Source organism: Kineococcus arenarius subsp. arenarius (assembly GCF_050871845.1).
Taxonomy (GTDB): domain Bacteria; phylum Actinomycetota; class Actinomycetes; order Actinomycetales; family Kineococcaceae; genus Kineococcus.
In genome coordinates, this window is record NZ_JBJLSE010000027.1 from 26,159 (window position 1) to 43,377 (window position 17,219).

General features: G+C 76.5%; 17 protein-coding genes. 10 read left to right on the forward strand and 7 right to left on the reverse strand.

Annotated elements, in window-relative coordinates; translation table 11 throughout:
- Positions 1-10: 10 nt before the first annotated feature.
- From ACRYM0_RS09030 to ACRYM0_RS09040, 3 genes are all read right to left on the reverse strand, one after another.
- Positions 11-970 carry a YihY/virulence factor BrkB family protein gene (locus ACRYM0_RS09030; protein WP_432504226.1) on the reverse strand — a complete coding sequence of 320 codons (960 nt, stop codon included), beginning with the start codon at positions 968-970 and terminating at the stop codon, positions 11-13.
- A gap of 67 nt (positions 971-1,037) precedes the next feature.
- Entirely contained in the window at positions 1,038-2,474 is a 1,437-nt protein-coding gene (locus ACRYM0_RS09035) for a putative bifunctional diguanylate cyclase/phosphodiesterase (RefSeq protein ID WP_432504228.1), read from the reverse strand.
- Between the two features lie 95 nt (positions 2,475-2,569).
- On the reverse strand, positions 2,570-3,184 hold the full coding sequence (locus tag ACRYM0_RS09040; protein ID WP_432504230.1) for a histidine phosphatase family protein: 615 nt from the start codon (positions 3,182-3,184) through the stop codon (positions 2,570-2,572).
- 54 nt (positions 3,185-3,238) lie between these two features.
- On the opposite strand from ACRYM0_RS09040, the gene ACRYM0_RS09045 reads away from it, so the two are divergent.
- Positions 3,239-3,814: a beta-class carbonic anhydrase gene (locus ACRYM0_RS09045; RefSeq protein ID WP_432504232.1), complete on the forward strand. Its 576-nt coding sequence runs from the start codon at positions 3,239-3,241 to the stop codon at positions 3,812-3,814.
- Between the two features lie 34 nt (positions 3,815-3,848).
- A complete protein-coding gene (locus tag ACRYM0_RS09050) occupies positions 3,849-4,604 on the forward strand; it encodes an IclR family transcriptional regulator (protein ID WP_432504234.1) in 756 nt (251 codons plus the stop codon).
- A 62-nt stretch (positions 4,605-4,666) separates the two neighbouring features.
- On the opposite strand, the gene ACRYM0_RS09055 is transcribed toward ACRYM0_RS09050, so the two are convergent.
- Positions 4,667-6,259 (reverse strand): HAMP domain-containing methyl-accepting chemotaxis protein, encoded by a 1,593-nt coding sequence (locus ACRYM0_RS09055; RefSeq protein WP_432504237.1) that lies wholly within the window; start codon positions 6,257-6,259, stop codon positions 4,667-4,669.
- Positions 6,260-6,436: 177 nt separating this feature from the next.
- Between ACRYM0_RS09055 and ACRYM0_RS09060 the strand changes: the two genes are divergently transcribed.
- The 4 genes from ACRYM0_RS09060 to ACRYM0_RS09075 all read left to right on the forward strand — a co-directional run bounded on the left by ACRYM0_RS09060 (position 6,437) and on the right by ACRYM0_RS09075 (position 11,696).
- Positions 6,437-7,378 carry a DUF808 domain-containing protein gene (locus tag ACRYM0_RS09060; RefSeq protein WP_432504240.1) on the forward strand — a complete coding sequence of 314 codons (942 nt, stop codon included), beginning with the start codon at positions 6,437-6,439 and terminating at the stop codon, positions 7,376-7,378.
- A 31-nt stretch (positions 7,379-7,409) separates the two neighbouring features.
- Positions 7,410-8,978 carry a glycerol kinase GlpK gene (gene glpK / locus ACRYM0_RS09065; RefSeq protein WP_432504242.1) on the forward strand — a complete coding sequence of 523 codons (1,569 nt, stop codon included), beginning with the start codon at positions 7,410-7,412 and terminating at the stop codon, positions 8,976-8,978.
- 199 nt (positions 8,979-9,177) lie between these two features.
- Positions 9,178-10,464, forward strand: coding sequence for an MFS transporter (locus ACRYM0_RS09070; protein ID WP_432504244.1), 1,287 nt, complete (start codon positions 9,178-9,180; stop codon positions 10,462-10,464).
- A gap of 50 nt (positions 10,465-10,514) precedes the next feature.
- Complete coding sequence (locus ACRYM0_RS09075; RefSeq protein WP_432504246.1) at positions 10,515-11,696, forward strand: MBL fold metallo-hydrolase; 1,182 nt, start codon at positions 10,515-10,517, stop codon at positions 11,694-11,696.
- A gap of 42 nt (positions 11,697-11,738) precedes the next feature.
- Here ACRYM0_RS09075 and ACRYM0_RS09080 read toward each other — a convergent pair whose 3' ends face one another.
- Entirely contained in the window at positions 11,739-12,680 is a 942-nt protein-coding gene (locus ACRYM0_RS09080; protein WP_432504248.1) for a DUF368 domain-containing protein, read from the reverse strand.
- A 70-nt stretch (positions 12,681-12,750) separates the two neighbouring features.
- Between ACRYM0_RS09080 and ACRYM0_RS09085 the strand changes: the two genes are divergently transcribed.
- The 4 genes from ACRYM0_RS09085 (at position 12,751) to ACRYM0_RS09100 (ending at position 15,664) form a co-directional block, all read left to right on the forward strand.
- Complete coding sequence (locus ACRYM0_RS09085) at positions 12,751-13,518, forward strand: glucose 1-dehydrogenase (protein WP_432504251.1); 768 nt, start codon at positions 12,751-12,753, stop codon at positions 13,516-13,518.
- A gap of 13 nt (positions 13,519-13,531) precedes the next feature.
- On the forward strand, positions 13,532-14,545 hold the full coding sequence (locus ACRYM0_RS09090; RefSeq protein WP_432504253.1) for a zinc-binding dehydrogenase: 1,014 nt from the start codon (positions 13,532-13,534) through the stop codon (positions 14,543-14,545).
- A gap of 64 nt (positions 14,546-14,609) precedes the next feature.
- Positions 14,610-15,278 (forward strand): SRPBCC family protein, encoded by a 669-nt coding sequence (locus ACRYM0_RS09095; RefSeq protein WP_432504255.1) that lies wholly within the window; start codon positions 14,610-14,612, stop codon positions 15,276-15,278.
- Complete coding sequence (locus ACRYM0_RS09100) at positions 15,275-15,664, forward strand: ArsR/SmtB family transcription factor (RefSeq protein ID WP_432504257.1); 390 nt, start codon at positions 15,275-15,277, stop codon at positions 15,662-15,664. Before ACRYM0_RS09095 ends, ACRYM0_RS09100 begins: the two co-directional genes overlap by 4 nt.
- Before the next feature lie 23 nt (positions 15,665-15,687).
- Here ACRYM0_RS09100 and ACRYM0_RS09105 read toward each other — a convergent pair whose 3' ends face one another.
- A complete protein-coding gene (locus ACRYM0_RS09105) occupies positions 15,688-16,728 on the reverse strand; it encodes a hypothetical protein (RefSeq protein ID WP_432504259.1) in 1,041 nt (346 codons plus the stop codon).
- Positions 16,725-17,114, reverse strand: a complete 390-nt coding sequence (locus ACRYM0_RS09110) for a PadR family transcriptional regulator (protein ID WP_432504262.1) — start codon at positions 17,112-17,114, stop codon at positions 16,725-16,727. Before ACRYM0_RS09110 ends, ACRYM0_RS09105 begins: the two co-directional genes overlap by 4 nt.
- Between the last annotated feature and the right edge of the window lie 105 nt (positions 17,115-17,219).

Sequence of the window (17,219 nt, forward strand, 5' to 3'; positions counted from 1 at the left end):
CGCGGCGCGTTCAGGAGCGGCGCGCGGCGTGCCACTCGGCGTTGAACACCCCGCCGAGCAGGACGACGACGCTGGCCAGCCAGCCCAGCAGCGCAGCCGCCAGGGCGGTGCCGAGGAACTGCCCGACGGCCCGCACCGCCGCGTCCCCGCCGTCCACGTCGGGCGTGCCCGGCCCGGCCACCTCCACGTACGCCCGGAACCCCAGCGCCAGCACCACCAGGCCGAGCGTGGCCAGGACCGCGCCCGGCAGCGCGTCCCGCCAGCGGGTGTCCGCGTTCTGCCCCACCTGGTACAGCCAGGCCAGGAAGGCGGTGACGACGACGGCCAGCACCGGCCAGCGCGCCAGCGACCAGGCGGTGCGGAACGCCGCACCGGCACCGAGGGCGTCGGCCAGCTGCTGCCCGCCGCCCAGCAGGGGGCCCACGACGGCGAGCGCGAGGAACGCGGTCGTGACGACGACCGCCACGGCCGTGAAGACGAGGGACAGGCCCCACAGCTGCAGGAACCCCCGGCGCTCCCGCACCCGGTAGGCGTCGCCGAGCGTGCGCACCGCGGCGCGGAACACCCTGCTGCCCAGCCACAGCGCCACCGCGACGCTGGTGAGGGCGACGCCCACCTGCTCCTCGCGCAGGAGCTGCTGGACGAAGGGGACCGCGACGTCCCCCGCCAGCTCCGGGCTCAGGGTGGCCTCCACCGCGTCGACGACGCGTTCCTCCATCTGCTCGACCGTCCCCGGCCCCAGCAGGTGGCGCAGCAGGCCCAGGTTCGCCCCGAGGATCGTCACCAGCGGCACCAGGGACACCAGCAGGTAGTAGGCGATCTCGGCCGCCAGCCCCGGCACCCGCACCTCCAGGGCGCGGTGGGCGGCGCGCACGAGGACCAGGGCGGGGTTGCGCCCCCGCACGCGGGCCCTGCGCGCCGCCGCGCCGTCCTCCAGGCGCCGCCAGACCTCGTCGCCGTCGATCACCACGCACCCCCGTTCCCGCGACCGCCCCCCAGGATGGCGGGAAGGTGGGCGCGCGGGCCCCCCGGGCGGGTCAGACGGGTTCGCCGGCGGGGTGCTCCGCGGTCGCGGCCGCGTCGCCGCCGGTGCGCGCACCGAACTCCTCGCGCGCCCAGCGCAGCGCCTCGGCCGCCGGCAGCGGCCGGGCGAACAGGTAGCCCTGCAGCTCGTCGCAGCCCATGGCGCGCAGGCGCTCGGCCGTTCCCGGGTCCTCCACGCCCTCGGCGACGACGACGAGCCCCAGCCGGTGCGCCAGCGCGATGACCGAGGAGACGATGACCTCGTCCTCCGGGTGCGCCATCAGCTCGGTGACGAACTGGCGGTCCACCTTCAGCTCGTGCACCGCCAGACCCCGCAGGTGCACCAGGCTCGTCGCGCCGGCGCCGAAGTCGTCCACGGACACCCGCACGCCCCGCTCGCGCAGGCGCTGCACGGCGCGGCGGGCGCCGTCGGGGTCGACCACGATCGCCGTCTCGGTGATCTCCAGGACCAGCTGCGGCGCGGGCCAGCGGGTCAGCGCCAGGGCCTCCTCCACCATGCCCAGCAGGCCCTCGTCGAGGGTCGCGGCGCTGATGTTCACCGAGATCGTCGTGTCCAGGCCCTGCGCGCGCCACGTCGCCGCCTGCCGCACCGCGGTCAGCAGCACCCAGCGGGTCAGGGGGTGGATGAGGCGGGTGCGCTCCACCAGCGGCAGGAACGCCGCCGGGGGCAGCAGCCCGCGGGTGGGGTGCTGCCAGCGCACCAGCGCCTCGAAGCCCAGCAGCTGCCCGCCACCGCCGCCGGAGACCTTCGGCTGGTAGTGGACGACGAGCTGGTCCTCCTCCATCGCCTGGCGCAGCTGGCCGAGCACCTCCAGCGCGTTCGTGGAGTGCGGGTCGTGGGCGGGGTCGTAGCGCAGCACGCCCGCGCGGGCGCGCTTGGCCGCGTACATGGCGACGTCCGCGTGCTGCAGCAGCTCCTCGCCGGAGGAGCCGTCGGGACCGGCCAGCGCGATGCCGATGCTGCCCTGCACGTCCAGCGGGACCGGCCCGGAGGTGAACCGGCCCATGGACAGGCCCGCCAGGACCCGTTTGGCGAGCACCTCCAGCTCCTCCCCGCGCACGGGGCCGGGCACCAGGACGGCGAACTCGTCGCCGCCGAGGCGGGTGACCTGCGCGGTCTCCCCGACGGTGCGGTCCAGGACGCCGGCGACCTGGCGCAGCAGGGCGTCGCCGGCGCTGTGCCCCAGGGTGTCGTTGATCTCGCGGAAGCCGTCCAGGTCCAGCAGCAGCAGGCCCGGTTCGCCGCCCTCGGCCAGCAGCCGCCCGACGCGCTCGGCGAGGGCGTCGCGGTTGCCCAGACCCGTCAGGGCGTCGGTGCGCGCCGCCCGCGCGCTGCTGCGGTCGCGGCGGCGCACCACGACGGCCAGGGCGATCGCGGCGGCCGCGGTCACCAGGACGACGGTCGTCCACGCGATCCAGGCGGTGTCCACGGGGTCCCATCGGCAGCCGGGGCACCCGGCCTGAGCGGGCCGATCGGGTGGGGCCGCGGCACGGCGCTCCCCCGCCGGGCCCCGCCCGGCGCGGGTCAGCCCCCGACGGGCACGTTCCAGCGCTTCAGCACCGGCCGGCCGTGCTCGTGGCCGAGCTCGCCCCACGTGCCGGCGTCCAGGGCGAGCAGCGCACCGGCGGTCGGCGACAGGCCCAGCCAGCAGGCCGCCAGGACCCGCAGGAGGTGGCCGTGCGCGACGAGCACGACGTCCGCCTCCCCGTCACCGCCCGCCTCGCGCACCGCGGCGGCGGCGCGGTCCAGCACGGCGCGGGCGCGCACGGCCACCTGGTGGACCGTCTCGCCCGGGGTCTCGCCGGGCACCACGCCGTCGTGCCACACCGACCACGGGCGGCCCAGGTCCTCGGAGATCTGCGCGGTGGTGCGGCCCTCGTAGCCGCCGTAGTCCCACTCGACGAGGTCGTCGTCGAGCCGCAGGGGCGCGGCGTCGGCCAGGCCGGCGAGCTCGGCGGTGCGGCGGGCGCGGGCTCGGGGGCTGCTCAGGACCAGGCAGGTGCGCCGCGCGGCCAGGACCGGCGCGAGGGCCCGGGCCTGGGCCTCCCCCTCCGCGGTCAGCGGCACGTCGGTGGCGCCGGTGTGCTGGCCGGACAGGCTCCAGGCGGTCTGGCCGTGACGGACGACGAGGATGGACACGTCCAGGGACGGTACGCCGCCCGGTGCTGCGGCGCCGCTCGCGGTGGTGAGAATGTGCCCGTGACGCAGACTCCCGATCCCCGGCCCGGTGACCCCTTCGGCGACGTGCTCAGCGCCAACGCCGTGTACGCGCAGACCTTCGTGGACCCCGGGCGCCCCGGCGTGGCCGGCTCCGGCCTGGCCGTGCTGACGTGCATGGACTCGCGCATCTCCCCGCTGGAGATGCTGGGCCTGGTGCCCGGCGACGCGAAGATCCTGCGCAACGCGGGCGCCCGCGTCACCGACGACGTGCTGCGCACCCTGGTGCTGGCGACGTACCTGCTGGGCGTGGAGCGCGTGCTCGTGCTGGCCCACACCGACTGCGGCATGACGAAGAACACCGACGCCGACGTGCACGCGAAGGTCCTGGCGCAGGGCGTGGACACGCGCAGCATCGACTTCCGCACGATCGCCGACCAGGAGGCCACCCTCGTGCACGACGTGCAGCGCATCCGCTCCTGGCCGTTCCTGCCGCCGCGGATGCCCGTGGCCGGCGGCGTGTACGACGTGCGCTCGGGGCGCATCCGGGTGGTCGTGGACGCCGACAGCCCCGCCGAGGAGCCGGCGGTCCCGGCGGCCCGCACCAGCTGAGCGCGGGCGGCCGGCGAGCGGGGCGGAGCCGGGCGTGCCCGGGCCGATCCAGTCCGTCGAGCGGGCCGCGGCGGTGCTGCGGCTGCTGTCGGGCGCCGGGCGGGGGCTGGGCGTGGTGGAGGTCGGCAACGCCCTGGGCCTGGCGAAGACCACCGCGCACGGCATCCTGCGCACCCTCGTGGACGTGGGGTTCGTCGTGCAGGACGAGGACGGCGACTACCGCGCCTCGCCGGCCCTGGCGGACCTGGGCCGCCCCCGCACCGGCGCCGACGACCTGCGCGCGCACGCGGTGAACTGGGCGGACTCCCTGGCGGCGCGCACGGGCGAGTCGGTGCGGCTGGCGGTGCTGCAGGAGGGGCGCGCCCTGGTGGTGCACCACGTCTTCCGCCCCGACGACAGCGCCCAGGAGCTGACCACCGGGGCCAGCCTGCCCGCGCACGCCTGCGCCCTGGGCAAGGTGCTGCTGGCCTCGGCGCCGGTGCGCCTGCGCGGGCGGCTGCCGGCGATGACCGCGCGCACCCTCACCGACGCGGCGGCGCTGCGGCGGGCGCTGACCGCGGTGCGCGAGCAGGGCTGGGCCCTGGAGGTGGAGGAGCTGACCACCGGGGTGGCGGGGGTCGCCGCCCCGGTGCGCGACCGCGGTGGGCTGGTGGTGGGGGCCATCGGCGTGGACGGTGCCGCCGGGCGCCTGGTCGACACCCGCGGGCGGCCGCGGGCGGGCGTGGTGCCGGCCGTGCGGCAGGCCGCGCGGTCCATCTCCCGGGAGCTGGGTGCCCGGGTCGAGCAGTGACCCCCGCCCGTCAGCCGGCGGAGCGGGGTGCGACCGGGGCCGGCCAGGCGGGTGCCGAGGGGTCACACGGTGAACGTGGACACGAGGCGGTTGAGGCCGGCGGCCACGTGGGAGACCTCGCCGGCGGTGGTCGCGGTGTGGCCGGCCCCTGCCGTCGTCTGCTCGGCCGCGGCGGCGATGCCGCTGACGTTGGCGGCGATCTGCTGGCTCCCCGAGGAGACCTCGGTGACGTTGCGCACCATCTCCGCCGTGGTCGCCGACTGCTGCTCGACGGCGGCGGCGATGGTGGCCTGCAGGTCGTCGATGCGGGCGATGACGTCGGTGATGTCGGCGATGGCGGTAGCGGCGGCGTGCGCGTCCGACTGGGTCGCGGCCACCCGCGTGGTGATGTCCTCGGTGGCGCGAGCGGTCTGCTGGGCGAGCTCCTTGACCTCGCCGGCGACGACGGCGAAGCCCTTGCCCATCTCCCCGGCGCGGGCGGCCTCGATGGTGGCGTTCAGCGCCAGCAGGTTCGTCTGCCCGGCGATGGTGGTGATGAGGTCGACGACCTGGCCGATCTCCCGGCTGGAGGCGGAGAGCCGCTCCAGGGTGCTCCGGGCCGTCTCGGCGCTCGTGACGGCCGCGGCGGCCACGGCGGAGGCGTCGGCGGTGGAGGAGGCGATCTCCCGGATCGCGGCGGTCATCTGCTCACCGGCGGCGGCGACGGTGCTGATGCTGGTCGAGATCTCCTCGGCGGCGTCCGCCACCTGCTGCGACTGCCCGGAGGACTGCTGGGCGCCGGAGGACAGCTGGGTGGCGACGGTGGTCAGCTCCTCCGAGGAGGAGGAGAGCGTGGCGGCGTTGTCGCTGACGTCGCGCACGAGGTGGGCCAGGCGCTCGATCGAGGTGTTGGTGGCCTCCGCCATCTGCCCCAGCTCGCAGGTGGAGAGCACCCGGGCACGCTGGTCCAGGCGGCCCTCGGCCAGGCCCTCGATCACCGGGACGACGAGGGACAGGGGCAGGGAGATGCTCTTGCCCAGGAGCACGCTGATGGCGGCGGCCAGGAGGAGGGCCAGCCCGGTGATGCCGACGATCAGCGCCAGCGAGCGGCGGTAGGTGGCCTCACCGGCCGCGGCGCTGGCGGCTGCTGCGGTGTGCTCCCCGTCGACGAGGGCGGCGAGGTCGGCGGAGACCTCCTCGCTGTGGGGGGTGGTCGTGGTGGAGCGGGCTGCCACGAAGCCCGCGGTGTCGCCGGCCAGGGCCAGTGCGGTGAGGGTCTCCCGGGCCGTGCGCCAGGCGGCGAGGTCGGTCTCGAACGCGGCCCGCTCCGCGGTGGTGGCGGACGGGGAGGTGGCCAGGTAGGCCTCCCAGGCGTCGTCGAGGGCGGCGTCGTCGGCGGCGGTCTGGGCCTGCACCTCGGCCCGGGCGCCGGCGTCGGCGGCCAGGGCGAGGTCGGGCAGGTCCTTGTTGGACTGCTTGAAGGCGGTACCGACCTCGCCCAGAGCGCTGGCCGAGGCCACCGTGGAGCTGTACATGTCGTGCAGGCGCGACTGGGCGATGCGGAGCTCGACGGCGCCGATGGCGCCGAGGCAGACCAGCAGCGCGCAGACGACGGCGAAGCCGCTGAGGATGCGGGGGACGACGCGCATGTCGCAGAAGAACTTCACCAGGGCCATGTCCTGGACATCGGCAGCTGCGGCCCGGACCTTCGCCCGGGGCACCTGCGCAGGTGGGGCGACGTCCCGCCACGGCCCGCGGGGCGGAACCCGGGCAGACCCTGCGGATCGCACCCGGGTGTAGTTCACTGCTGGGGTCCGGGGAGCCCCGGCGACGACAGGACGGAAGGACCTCCCGTGAGCGGTGGGCTCGTGGCCCTGCTGGACGACGTGGCGGTGCTGGCCCGCGCGGCCGCCGCCTCCATCGACGACGTCGGCGTCGCCGCCGCACGCGCCAGCGCGAAGGCCGCCGGGGTGGTCGTCGACGACACGGCCGTCACGCCGCAGTACGTGCGCGGCCTGGCCGCCGCGCGCGAGCTGCCGATCATCCGGCGCATCGCCGTCGGCTCGGTGCGCAACAAGCTGCTGATCATCCTGCCGGCGGTGCTGCTGCTGAGCCAGTTCCTGCCGTTCCTGCTCACCCCGATCCTCATGGTCGGCGGCGCGTACCTCTGCTTCGAGGGCGCGGAGAAGATCTGGCACAAGCTGCGCGGTCACGGGAACGCCCACGACGGCGCCGAGGACGGCGCCCTGCCGGACGAGGACGCCGTCGTCTCGGGAGCCGTGCGCACCGACTTCATCCTGTCGGCGGAGATCATGGTCATCTCGCTCAACGAGGTGGCCGACGAGCCGTTCGTGACCCGGGCGGTGGTCCTCGTGCTCGTCGCGATCGCCATCACGGCCCTGGTGTACGGGGTCGTCGGGCTGATCGTGAAGATGGACGACATCGGGCTGCGCCTGGCCCAGGTGCCCCGCGGCGCCGTGGCCGCCCTGGGCCGCGGGCTGGTCAAGGGGATGCCGCGCCTGCTCACCGTGCTGACCGTGGTGGGCACGGCCGCGATGCTGTGGGTCGGTGGCCACATCCTGCTGGTGGGCGCCGAGGAGCTGGGGCTGAGCGCCCCCTACGAGGCGGTGCACCACGTGGAGGAGGCGGCCCACGAGGCCGCCGGGGCCGTCGGCGGCGTCGTGGGCTGGCTGGTCAACACGCTGGCCAGCGCGGTCCTCGGGCTCGTCGTCGGCGCGGTCGTCGCGGTCGTGGTCGGCCTCACCCTGCACCGGCGCAAGGACGGCGCGCACTAGGACCGGTCCCGGGCGGCGCGCGTCGGGCAGGATGGCGCGCGTGACGACGCGGGCGGCCACGGCGCTGGACGGTGCGGACCAGCGTCCCGAGCACCGCGGGTACGTCGTCGCGATCGACCAGGGCACCACGTCGACGCGGTGCATCCTGTTCGACCACGCCGGCCGCCTGGTGGCCGTCGCCCAGCGCGAGCACCGCCCGCACTACCCGCGCCCGGGGTGGGTGGAGCACGACGCCGCGCAGATCTGGCGGGACGTGACCCGGCTGGTGCCGCGGGCGATGGCGCAGGTGGACGCCACGCCCGCCGACGTCGTCGCCGTGGGCATCGCCAACCAGCGCGAGACCGTCGTGGCCTGGGACAGGCGCACCGGCGACCCCGTCCGCCCGGCCGTGGTGTGGCAGGACACCCGCACCGCCGGGATCGTGGAGGAGATGGCCGCCGACGGCGGCGTGGACCGCTTCGCCGAGGTGTGCGGGCTCCCGCTGGCCACCTACTTCGCCGGCCCGCGCATGACGTGGCTGCTGCGCCACGACGAGTCGCTGCGCCGCCGGGCGCGCACCGGCGATGTGCTCTTCGGCACGGTGGAGTCCTGGCTGGTGTGGAAGCTCACCGGCGGCCCCGACGGCGGCGAGCACGTCACCGACGTCACCAACGCCAGCCGCACCATGCTCATGGACCTGCGCACGCTGGACTGGTCGCCCGAGCTGCTGGCGGAGTTCGGCGTCCCCCGGGCGGCGCTGCCGCGGATCGTGCCCAGTTCGCAGGTGTACGGCACCGCCCGCACCGTCGTGCCGGGCGCCCGCATCGCCGCCGCGCTGGGCGACCAGCAGGCGGCGCTGTTCGGGCAGACGTGCTTCTCCCCCGGCGAGGCCAAGTGCACCTACGGCACCGGCGGGTTCCTGCTGATGAACACCGGCACCGAGGTGCCGCGCTCCTCGCACGGGCTGCTGACGACGGTGGCGCACCGCATCGGCGACGAGCCCCCGGTGTACGCGCTGGAGGGCTCCATCGCCGTGACCGGGGCGCTGGTGCAGTGGCTGCGCGACAACCTGGGCCTGATCTCCACCGCGCCGGAGGTGGAGTCGCTGGCCCGCACCGTCGACGACAACGGCGGCTGCTACTTCGTGCCCGCGTTCAGCGGGCTGTTCGCCCCGCACTGGCGGGCGGAGGCCCGCGGGCTGCTCATCGGCCTGACCTCGTTCGTCACCAAGGGGCACGTGGCGCGCGCGGTGCTGGAGGCCACCGCCTGGCAGACCCGGGAGGTCGTGGAGGCCGTGGAGGCCGACTCCGGGCTGCGGCTGTCCTCGCTGCGGGTGGACGGCGGCATGACCTCGAACAACCTGCTGATGCAGACGATCGCGGACGTCCTGGACGTGCCGGTGGTGCGGCCCATGGTGTCCGAGACGGTCTCGCTGGGTGCTGCGTACGCGGCGGGCCTGGCGGTGGGCTTCTGGCCGGACACCGGGGCGCTGCGCCGCCGCTGGCACCGCGCGGCGCAGTGGCCGCCGGCGATGGCGCCGGAGCAGCGCGAGCGGGGCTGGGAGGACTGGCAGGAGGCGGTGCGGCGCACGTTCGGGTGGGTGCGGCACGAGACGCCCTGACAGGGAGGCGCCCTGACCGCGCGCGCCGGCGGGGGCCGCGATCGGCGTCCCGTTCAACGGGACGGCTGCTGACGCGGGCCGCACCCACCGGGCACGCTCCTCGGCGACGGGCCGACGCCGGCCCGGCCCGGGACCCGGCCCCGGGGCACACCGACGTGCCCCGGTCGCGGTCGCCCCCTCGGAGAACCTGGAGTCGACGATGACACCACGGCTGGACACCGGACCGGATCCCCGGCTGGAGGCGCCCGCGGCGCGGGGCGCGGTGCGCGCGGCGCCGCGGGCCGGCGTCCTCGTCGGCGCGCTGGTCCTGGCCGCGTTCGGGCTGTACCTGGCGAGCCTGACGCCCCCCATCGCCACCCTGGCCGTGCGCACGGCCGCCCTGGACGCCGACGGCAAGACCGTCGCGCTGTCCACGGTGGTCCTGGCCGGGGCCGTGGCGACCATCGCGACCCTGCCGCTGTTCGGTGCGCTGAGCGACCGCACCCGCGGCAGGTTCGGCCGTCGCCGGCCCTGGCTGCTCGGCGGCGCGCTCGTCGGCCTGCTGGGGCTCGCCGTCGCGGGCGCCGCGCCCTCGGTGGCGTGGGTGGTGGTCGGCTGGTCCACCGCCTCGCTCGGCTACGGCGCGGCCTTCGCCGGTTTCCTCCCCCTGATCCCGGAGTTCGTGCCGGAGCACCTGCGCGCCAGGCTGTCCGGCCTGATCGGGTTCGTCGTCTCGATCGCCGTGCTCGTCGGCGTCGTGCTGGGCAGCAGGCTGGTCGCCGCCCCCGTGGCGATGCTGGCGCTGCCGGGCGTCGTCGCGCTGCTGGGGGTGCTGGTCCTGACCGCCGTGGTCCGCCGGGTGGACGGCCCGAGCGGGGCCGAGCGCTCCCGCTTCGGCGTGCGGGAGTTCGCCGGCAGCTACTGGCTGCGCACCGGGGACCACGACTTCGCGTGGAACTGGGTCAGCCGGCTGCTGCTCGGGCTGGCCTACGTGGGGATCCAGACCTACGCCGTGTTCCACCTCACCGACACCGTCGGCATGGACGTCGCCGCGGCCGCCGGGCGCCTGGCGCAGGTCAACGCCGCCTCGGCCCCCGTGGGGATCGCGTGCTTCGTGCTGACCGGCTACCTCTCGGACCGCGTCGGCCGGCGGCGCTCCTTCGCCGCCGTCGGGGCCTGCGTCGTGGCGGCCGCGCTGGTCGTGGCGGCCGTCGCGCCGAGCTCGGGGGGTTTCCTGGTCGCCTGGCTGGTGCTGACGGTGGGGCAGGCGGTGTACCTGACCGTGGACATCGCGATCGCCGCGGCGGTCGTGCCCGACGCCGCCCGGGCCGGCAAGGCGATGAGCGTCTACCAGGTCGCCACCCTGCTGCCGAACGTCGCCGCCCCGGTGCTGGCCGTCGGGGTGCTGTCGGTGACCGGCGGCGCGTACCCGCCGTACTTCGCCGTCCTCGCCGTCGTGGCGCTGTGCGCCGCCGCCGCGGTGCTGCGCGTGCGCCACGTCCACTGAGGACCGGCCTCCCCGAACACCCACCGACCCACCGACAGGAGACCGACACCGTGTGCGACACCTCGACCCGGATCGCGAACGACCCCGCGCTCCCCGCGGCCAGCCGCCGCCGCTTCCTGCAGGCGCTGGGCGCGGGTGCGGCCGCGGGCACCGCCGCCACCGCGGCGGCCGTCCCCGCGGCGGCCGCCCCCGCCACCTCCTCCCGCCGGTGCACGGCGCGCACGAAGATCGTGCTGCTCGGCACCAGCGGCGGCCCCCAGTGGGGCTCCCCCGACCGCACCGGGATCTGCACCGCCGTGGTCCACGACGGGCGGTACTACCTCGTCGACCTCGGCTGGGGTGCGAGCCACCGGCTGGTGCAGTCCGGGATCGGCGGTTCCGACGCCGCCCGGGGGCCGCTGGCCGACCTCGCCGGCGTGTTCTTCACCCACCTGCACAGCGACCACGTCGCCGAGTGGCCGGCGCTGTACCTGACGGGGTACACCAACGCCGCGGGCCGGACGCTGCCCCCGGTCGAGGTCTTCGGGCCGGGCGACCGCGCGGTGCCGCCGCGGGTGTTCCCGCCGGAGCGGCCGGAGCCGGAGCTCGTCGGCCCGGACGCCCCGGGTGCGGGGACCGCGGCCATGACGGACCTGCTGCGCCGGGCGTTCGCCAGCGACCTGAACGACCGCACCAGGGACCAGGGGCAGCCGGACCTGTCCACGCTGTTCTCCGTGAACGACATCGACCTCACCGGCACCGCCGAGTTCGGTGCGGACGGCATCCCGCCCCGGTTGACCCGGCCCATCCCCGTCTGGGACGACGGGCAGGTGCGGGTGACGGCGACGCTCGTCGACCACCGGCCCACCGCCCCGGCGTTCGCGTACCGGTTCGACACCCCCGACGGGTCGATCGTGATCTCGGGCGACACGACCGTCAGCGAGAACCTCGTCGACCTCGCGAAGGACGCCGACCACCTCGTCCACGAGTGCATCGACCCGGAAGCGGTCGAGCGCATCGTCGCCCCCCTGCCGGCCGAGGTCGCCACCCCGCTGCGGGAGCACCTGTTCGCCTCGCACACCACGATCGAGCAGGTCGGCCGCGACGTCGCCGAGCGCGCCGGCGCCCGGAACCTGGTGCTCACCCACCTGTCCGCGGGCACGTCCGACGCGACCTGGCGCCGGGCACGGCGGGGGTGCTCCGGCCGGCTCGTCGTCGGCGCCGACCTGATGGAGATCCCGGTCGGCGGCTGACGCCGGGCCGCGGCGGACGTCCCGCTCCGCCGCGGCGCGCCGTCAGCGCACCGCGGCGCGGCGCTGCAGGCGCTCCTCGACCAGCAGCAGCACCACGACCAGCGCGGCGCCGGCCAGGGCGAGCAGCACCACGGGCAGCACGTCGCCGGAGGGGCCGGCCAGCTCGCGGCCCTCGCCCTGCCACGGCCACAGCGCCCGCAGCGACCCGGCCATGAGCCCGGTCATCACGGCCAGGGTGAGGGCGCGGTGGTGGTCCAGCAGGTGCTGCAGCACGCGCACGAAGGAGGCCAGGCCGACCACCGCGCCCAGGGCGAAGGCGCCGACGTAGGCGAGGTCGCGGTCCGCCACCGCGCGCAGCGTCGGCTCGTACAGCCCCACCGTCAGCAGCAGGAAGGAGCCGGAGACGCCCGGCAGCACGAGCGCGCAGATCGCGACGGCCGCCGCGACGGCCACCACCAGCAGGGACGGCTCGCGCTCCGACGCCGCCGGCAGGCCGGTGAGCAGGAAGGCGGCGACGGCCGCGACCGCCGCCACGAGCACCAGGGGCGCCGACCAGCGCCCCACCATGCGGGCCGGCACGGCGAGCGAGGCCAGCACCAGGCCGAAGAACACCGCGCGCGAGCCCACCGGGTGCTCGGTGACCAGCGGCTCGAGCACCGACGAGCCGACGACGACCGCCGCGGCCATGCCCACCATGACGGGGACCACCACCGACCAGCGCACCCGGGCCAGCTCCGCGCGCACCTGCGAGCGCGGGCCGGTCACGGCGTACCGGGCGGCGGTGACGACGTGCCCGGCGCCGCCGATGAGCGTCTCGTACACGCCGGTGACCAGGGCGAGGGTGCCGCCGCTGACGCCGGGGACGACCTCGGCGCTGCCGATGAGGGCGCCGCGCACGACGTCGGCGGGCAGCCGGCGCGCGCTGGACGACGACGGGGAGGACGGGGAGGACGGCGGGGACGGGGGCCGGGAGGTGGCGGTCACCCGGACACGGTAGGCGACGGGAGGCCGGGTCCCGGGCGGCCGCGGCGGCCGGTGTGCCAGTGTTCACCGGGTGAGCACACTGTTCGACGTCACCGGCCGGCTGGCGCTGGTCACGGGGTCCTCGCGCGGTCTGGGCCGCGCCATGGCGGGCGGCCTGGCCGCGGCCGGGGCACGCGTCGTGCTGCACGGGCGCGACGCCGCGCAGCTGGAGCGGGCGCGCGGGGAGATCGCGGCGGACACCGGCACGGCGCCGGCGGTGGTCAGCTTCGACGTCACCGACGCGCAGGCCGTGGCGGAGGCGGTGGCGGCGCTGGTGGACGAGCACGGCGCCCCGGACGTCCTGGTGAACAACGCCGGCATCCAGCGGCGCGCACCGTTCCAGGAGTTCGCCACGGCCGACTGGGACGACCTGGTGGCCGCGAACCTGTCCAGCGTGTTCCACGTCTCGCGCGCGGTGGTGCCGCACATGGTGGCGCGCGGTTCCGGCAAGGTCGTGAACATCGCCTCGGTGCAGTCGGTGCTGGCCCGGCGCACCATCGCCCCCTACACCGCCACCAAGGGCGCGGTCGCCTCGCTCACCAAGGGCATGGCCGCGGACCTGGCGCAGCACGGGATCCAGGTGAACGCCATCTCCCCCGGCTACTTCGCCACCGAGATGAACGCCGCGCTGGTCGCGGACGAGCAGTTCAACGCGTGGGTGGAGCAGCGCACCCCCGCGGGCCGCTGGGGCCGCGTGGAGGAGCTGCTGGGGACGCTGCTGTACCTGTGCTCGGACGCCTCCAGCTACGTGTCCGGGCAGAACGTCGTCGTCGACGGCGGCATGACGTCGGTGCTGTGAGGGGGCGGCCGCGGTGAGGACGATCCGGATCCACGGGGCGGGGGACCTGCGCGAGGAGGAGCTGCCCGCTCCCGAGCCGTCGCCGGGGCGGGTGCGGCTGCGGATGGCGTACGCGGGCATCTGCGGCTCGGACCTGCACTACTTCGCGCACGGCGCGAACGGCGAGTACGTGGTGCGCGAGCCCCTCGTGCCGGGGCACGAGGTCTCCGGCACCGTCGACGCCGACCCGTCCGGGGAACTGGCCCCGGGCACCCCGGTCACGGTGCACCCCGCCACGTTCGGGCCGCCCGCGGACGACGGCCTGGAGAACCTGCCGCACCTGCGCCCGGGCGGGTCCTACCTGGGCAGCGCCTCGACGTGGCCGCACACCCAGGGCGGGATGAGCGAGTTCCTGGTGGTGGACCGATCGATGGTCCGCGTCCTGCCGCAGGGGCTGTCGCTGCGGGCGGCGGCGCTGGCCGAGCCGCTGGCGGTGGCGCTGCACGCGGTGACGGTCGCCGGGGACGTCACGGGCCGGCGGGTGCTGGTGTCCGGTTCCGGGCCGATCGGGCTGCTGGTGGCGGCCGCGGCGCTGGAGCGCGGCGCCGGCGAGGTCGTCGCCACGGACGTGCTGCCCGGCCCGCTGGAGCGCGCCCGCGCCCTGGGCGTGCACGGCACGGTGCGCATCGGCGAGCAGGAGGTGCGGCCCGAGGGGTTCGACGTGGTGCTGGAGTGCTCCGGCGTACCCGTGGCGGTGAGCGCGGCGCTGGTGGCGGCGCGCCGGGCGGCCGTCGTCGTGCAGGTCGGCATGGTGCCGAACGAGCCGCGCCCGGTGAACCTGGCACCGCTGGTGTCCAAGGAGCTGCAGCTGCGCGGCACGTTCCGCTTCGCCGGGGAGATCGACGAGGCGGTGCGGGTGCTCGCGGCGAACCCGGCGCTGGGGAGGGTCGTCACCCACGAGTTCCCGCTGGCGCGCGCCGCGGAGGCGTTCGCGGTGGCGGCGGACTCGGAGGTGTCCGGGAAGGTCCTGGTGTCGCTGGGGAGCTGAAGGCCCTTGCGGTGCGGGAACACCGGGCCTAACCTCCTTTCATAAGCTGAAACTTATAGAGGGAGTGGCCGTGATCCCCGATCCCCTGGCCGTGGCGGGCCTGGTGACCCGCGCGGTGCGCAGCTCCACCCGGGACGGCGCACCGACGAAGGTCGCCGTCGCCCACCGCACCTACCCCACCGGCGCCGAGGACCTGTGGAGCGCCCTGACCGACGCCGAGCGCATCCCCCGCTGGTTCCTGCCGGTCAGCGGCGACCTGCACGTGGGCGGCCGCTACCAGCTGGAGGGCAACGCCGGGGGCGTCGTCGAACGCTGCGAACGGCCGCGGTCCTTCGCCCTGACCTGGGAGATGGGCCCGGCGGTGTCCTGGCTGCAGGTGCGGCTCGTCCCCGACGGCGCCGGCACCCGCCTGGAGCTGACGCACGAGGCTCCCGTGGACCCCGGCTTCTGGGAGGAGTTCGGCCCCGGCGCCGTGGGCGTCGGCTGGGACCTCGCCCTGATGGGGCTGGGGCTGCACCTGGCGAGCGGGACGGCGGTGGACCCGGCCGCCGCCGCGGCCTTCAGCACCTCCCCCGAGGGGGTCGCGTTCGTCGAGCGGGCCGCCGCGGGGTGGGCCGCGGCCGCCGTGGCCGACGGCGACGAGCCCGGCGCGGCGCGCGCTGCCGCCGAGCGCACGACGGCCTTCTACACGACCGCCCCCGACGGCGCCGCCGAGGAGGACACCGGCGCGTGAGCGGGGACGTCTTCACCGCGCTCGGCGACCCCACCCGCCGGCGGGTCCTGGAACTGCTCACCGGGGGTGAGCGCAGCGTCGGCGAGGTCGTCGCGGCGCTGCGGGAGCACGGGTCGATCTCCCAGCCGGCGGTGTCGCAGCACCTGGGGGTGCTGCGCACCGCCGGTCTGGTCGCCGTGCGCTCCGAGGGCACCCGGCGCCTGTACGGCCTCGACGCGTCCGGCGTGTGCGCGGCCCGGGAGTGGCTGGACCGGCTCGCGCGGGCCGCCGACCCCCTGGCGCCGTTCGCGCAACCGCTGGACGCGCTGGCGACCGAGGTGGCGCGGGGCCGCCGCGCGCGCCGGTCCACCGTCGCGGGCGACGAGCCGGACGAGCGCTCGGCCTGACCGGGGCCGGCGCTCGGCGACGGCTACGACCCGGCGGCCGGAGCGCCCGCGCGAGAACCCCGCCAGGCGCCCACCAGGAGGGAGGCGGTCAGCGCGACGGCGGCCGCCCGCCACAGCAGCTCCCCACCGAACCCCTCGCCGAGGACGGTGTCGACGACCGTGGCGCCCCAGTAGAGGGTCAGCGCGCCGTAGAGCCACGCCTTCAGGCGCGAGCGGCGCCGCCGGGGCTCGTCGGAGCCCTCCACGAGCCGCAGGGCGTGCACCTCGGGCGCACCGAACTCGTCCCGGGGGTGGGCGCTGCCGCTGTCGCGCCAGTAGCCGCGGGCCTCCTCCACGCGCTCGCGCACGTCGCCGCGGGTCAGGTGGAAGCGCCCGCGCAGGACGCCGGCCAGGCGCTCGAACCACTCCTCCGGGTCGCCGGTGGCGGCGCGCGCGTCCAGGGCCGCGGGGCGCTGCGGGAGCTTCAGCCCGGCCACGACCAGCGCGGCGGAGGCGAGCAGCACGAGCGGCACCGGCAGCTCCCCCAGCGCCGGTCGGCCCCGCAGCGCGTCGGCCGCGGCGGCTCCGGCGACCACGCCGGCGGCACCCGCCGCGACCCACGCCCACCCGCGACCCAGCCGGCCGTCGCGGCGCTCGAGCACACCCCACGCGGCGCCGGTCCACCCGGCGGCGGTCGCGGCGAGCACGGCCAGCGCGGCGGGGGTGAGCGGGGTCGTCCACCCCTGCGTCACGAGCAGCAGGACGCCGCCCAGGCAACCGCCCCAGCCCGCTCCCAGCAGGCACAGGGTCCAGCGGTCGCGCGGGGAGCCGCCGTCCAGGTCGACGGCGGCACGCCGCTCCACGGGCACGCGCTCGCGGGCGACCTCGGCGGCGTGCTCGTCGGCGGGGCCGAACAGCTCCTCGGCACCGCGGCCGGACTCCCAGCAGGCCAGCCGGGCCTCCTCGGCGGCCTCCTCGGCGACGGGGGCGGGCACGCCGTGCTCCAGCAGGAGGCGGCCGCGCAGGCGGTCGCCCCACCGCTCGTCCTCGGGGCGGGGCCAGCGCTGCTGCACCGATGCGTTCACGGGGTGCGCCCTCCTGCTCGTCGTCCTGCGGCCGCGGTGGCCGGCGGAGAGGTGTCGTGCGGGTCCAGCAGGTCCGCGACGGCCGCCGCGAAGGGCTGCCAGCCGCGGCGCAGCGCCTCCAGGCGGGCGCGTCCGGCGTCGGTGAGGGTGAAGACCTTGCGGCCGGGACCGCCGGACCCCTCCTGCCAGGCGGAGGTCAGCGCCCCGTCCTGCTCCAGGCGGTTCAGCACCGGGTACAGCGCCCCGCCCTTGACGGGGCCGATGCCGGCGGCCTGCAGCTGCTGGGCCACGGCGTACCCGTGGGCGCTGCCGCGCGCCAGGACCGCCAGCGCGCACGTGGTGAGCACGCCGCGCTGCCAGTCGGGGTTCCCGCCGTCCACGTCCACCCGCTGATCGTGGCACGGACTAGTCGAGATGTCGACTAGTTCCCATCACGACAACCCCCTGTGGCGGTGATCTTGCACGAGTGAGCGCTCAACCGTGCAAGATCA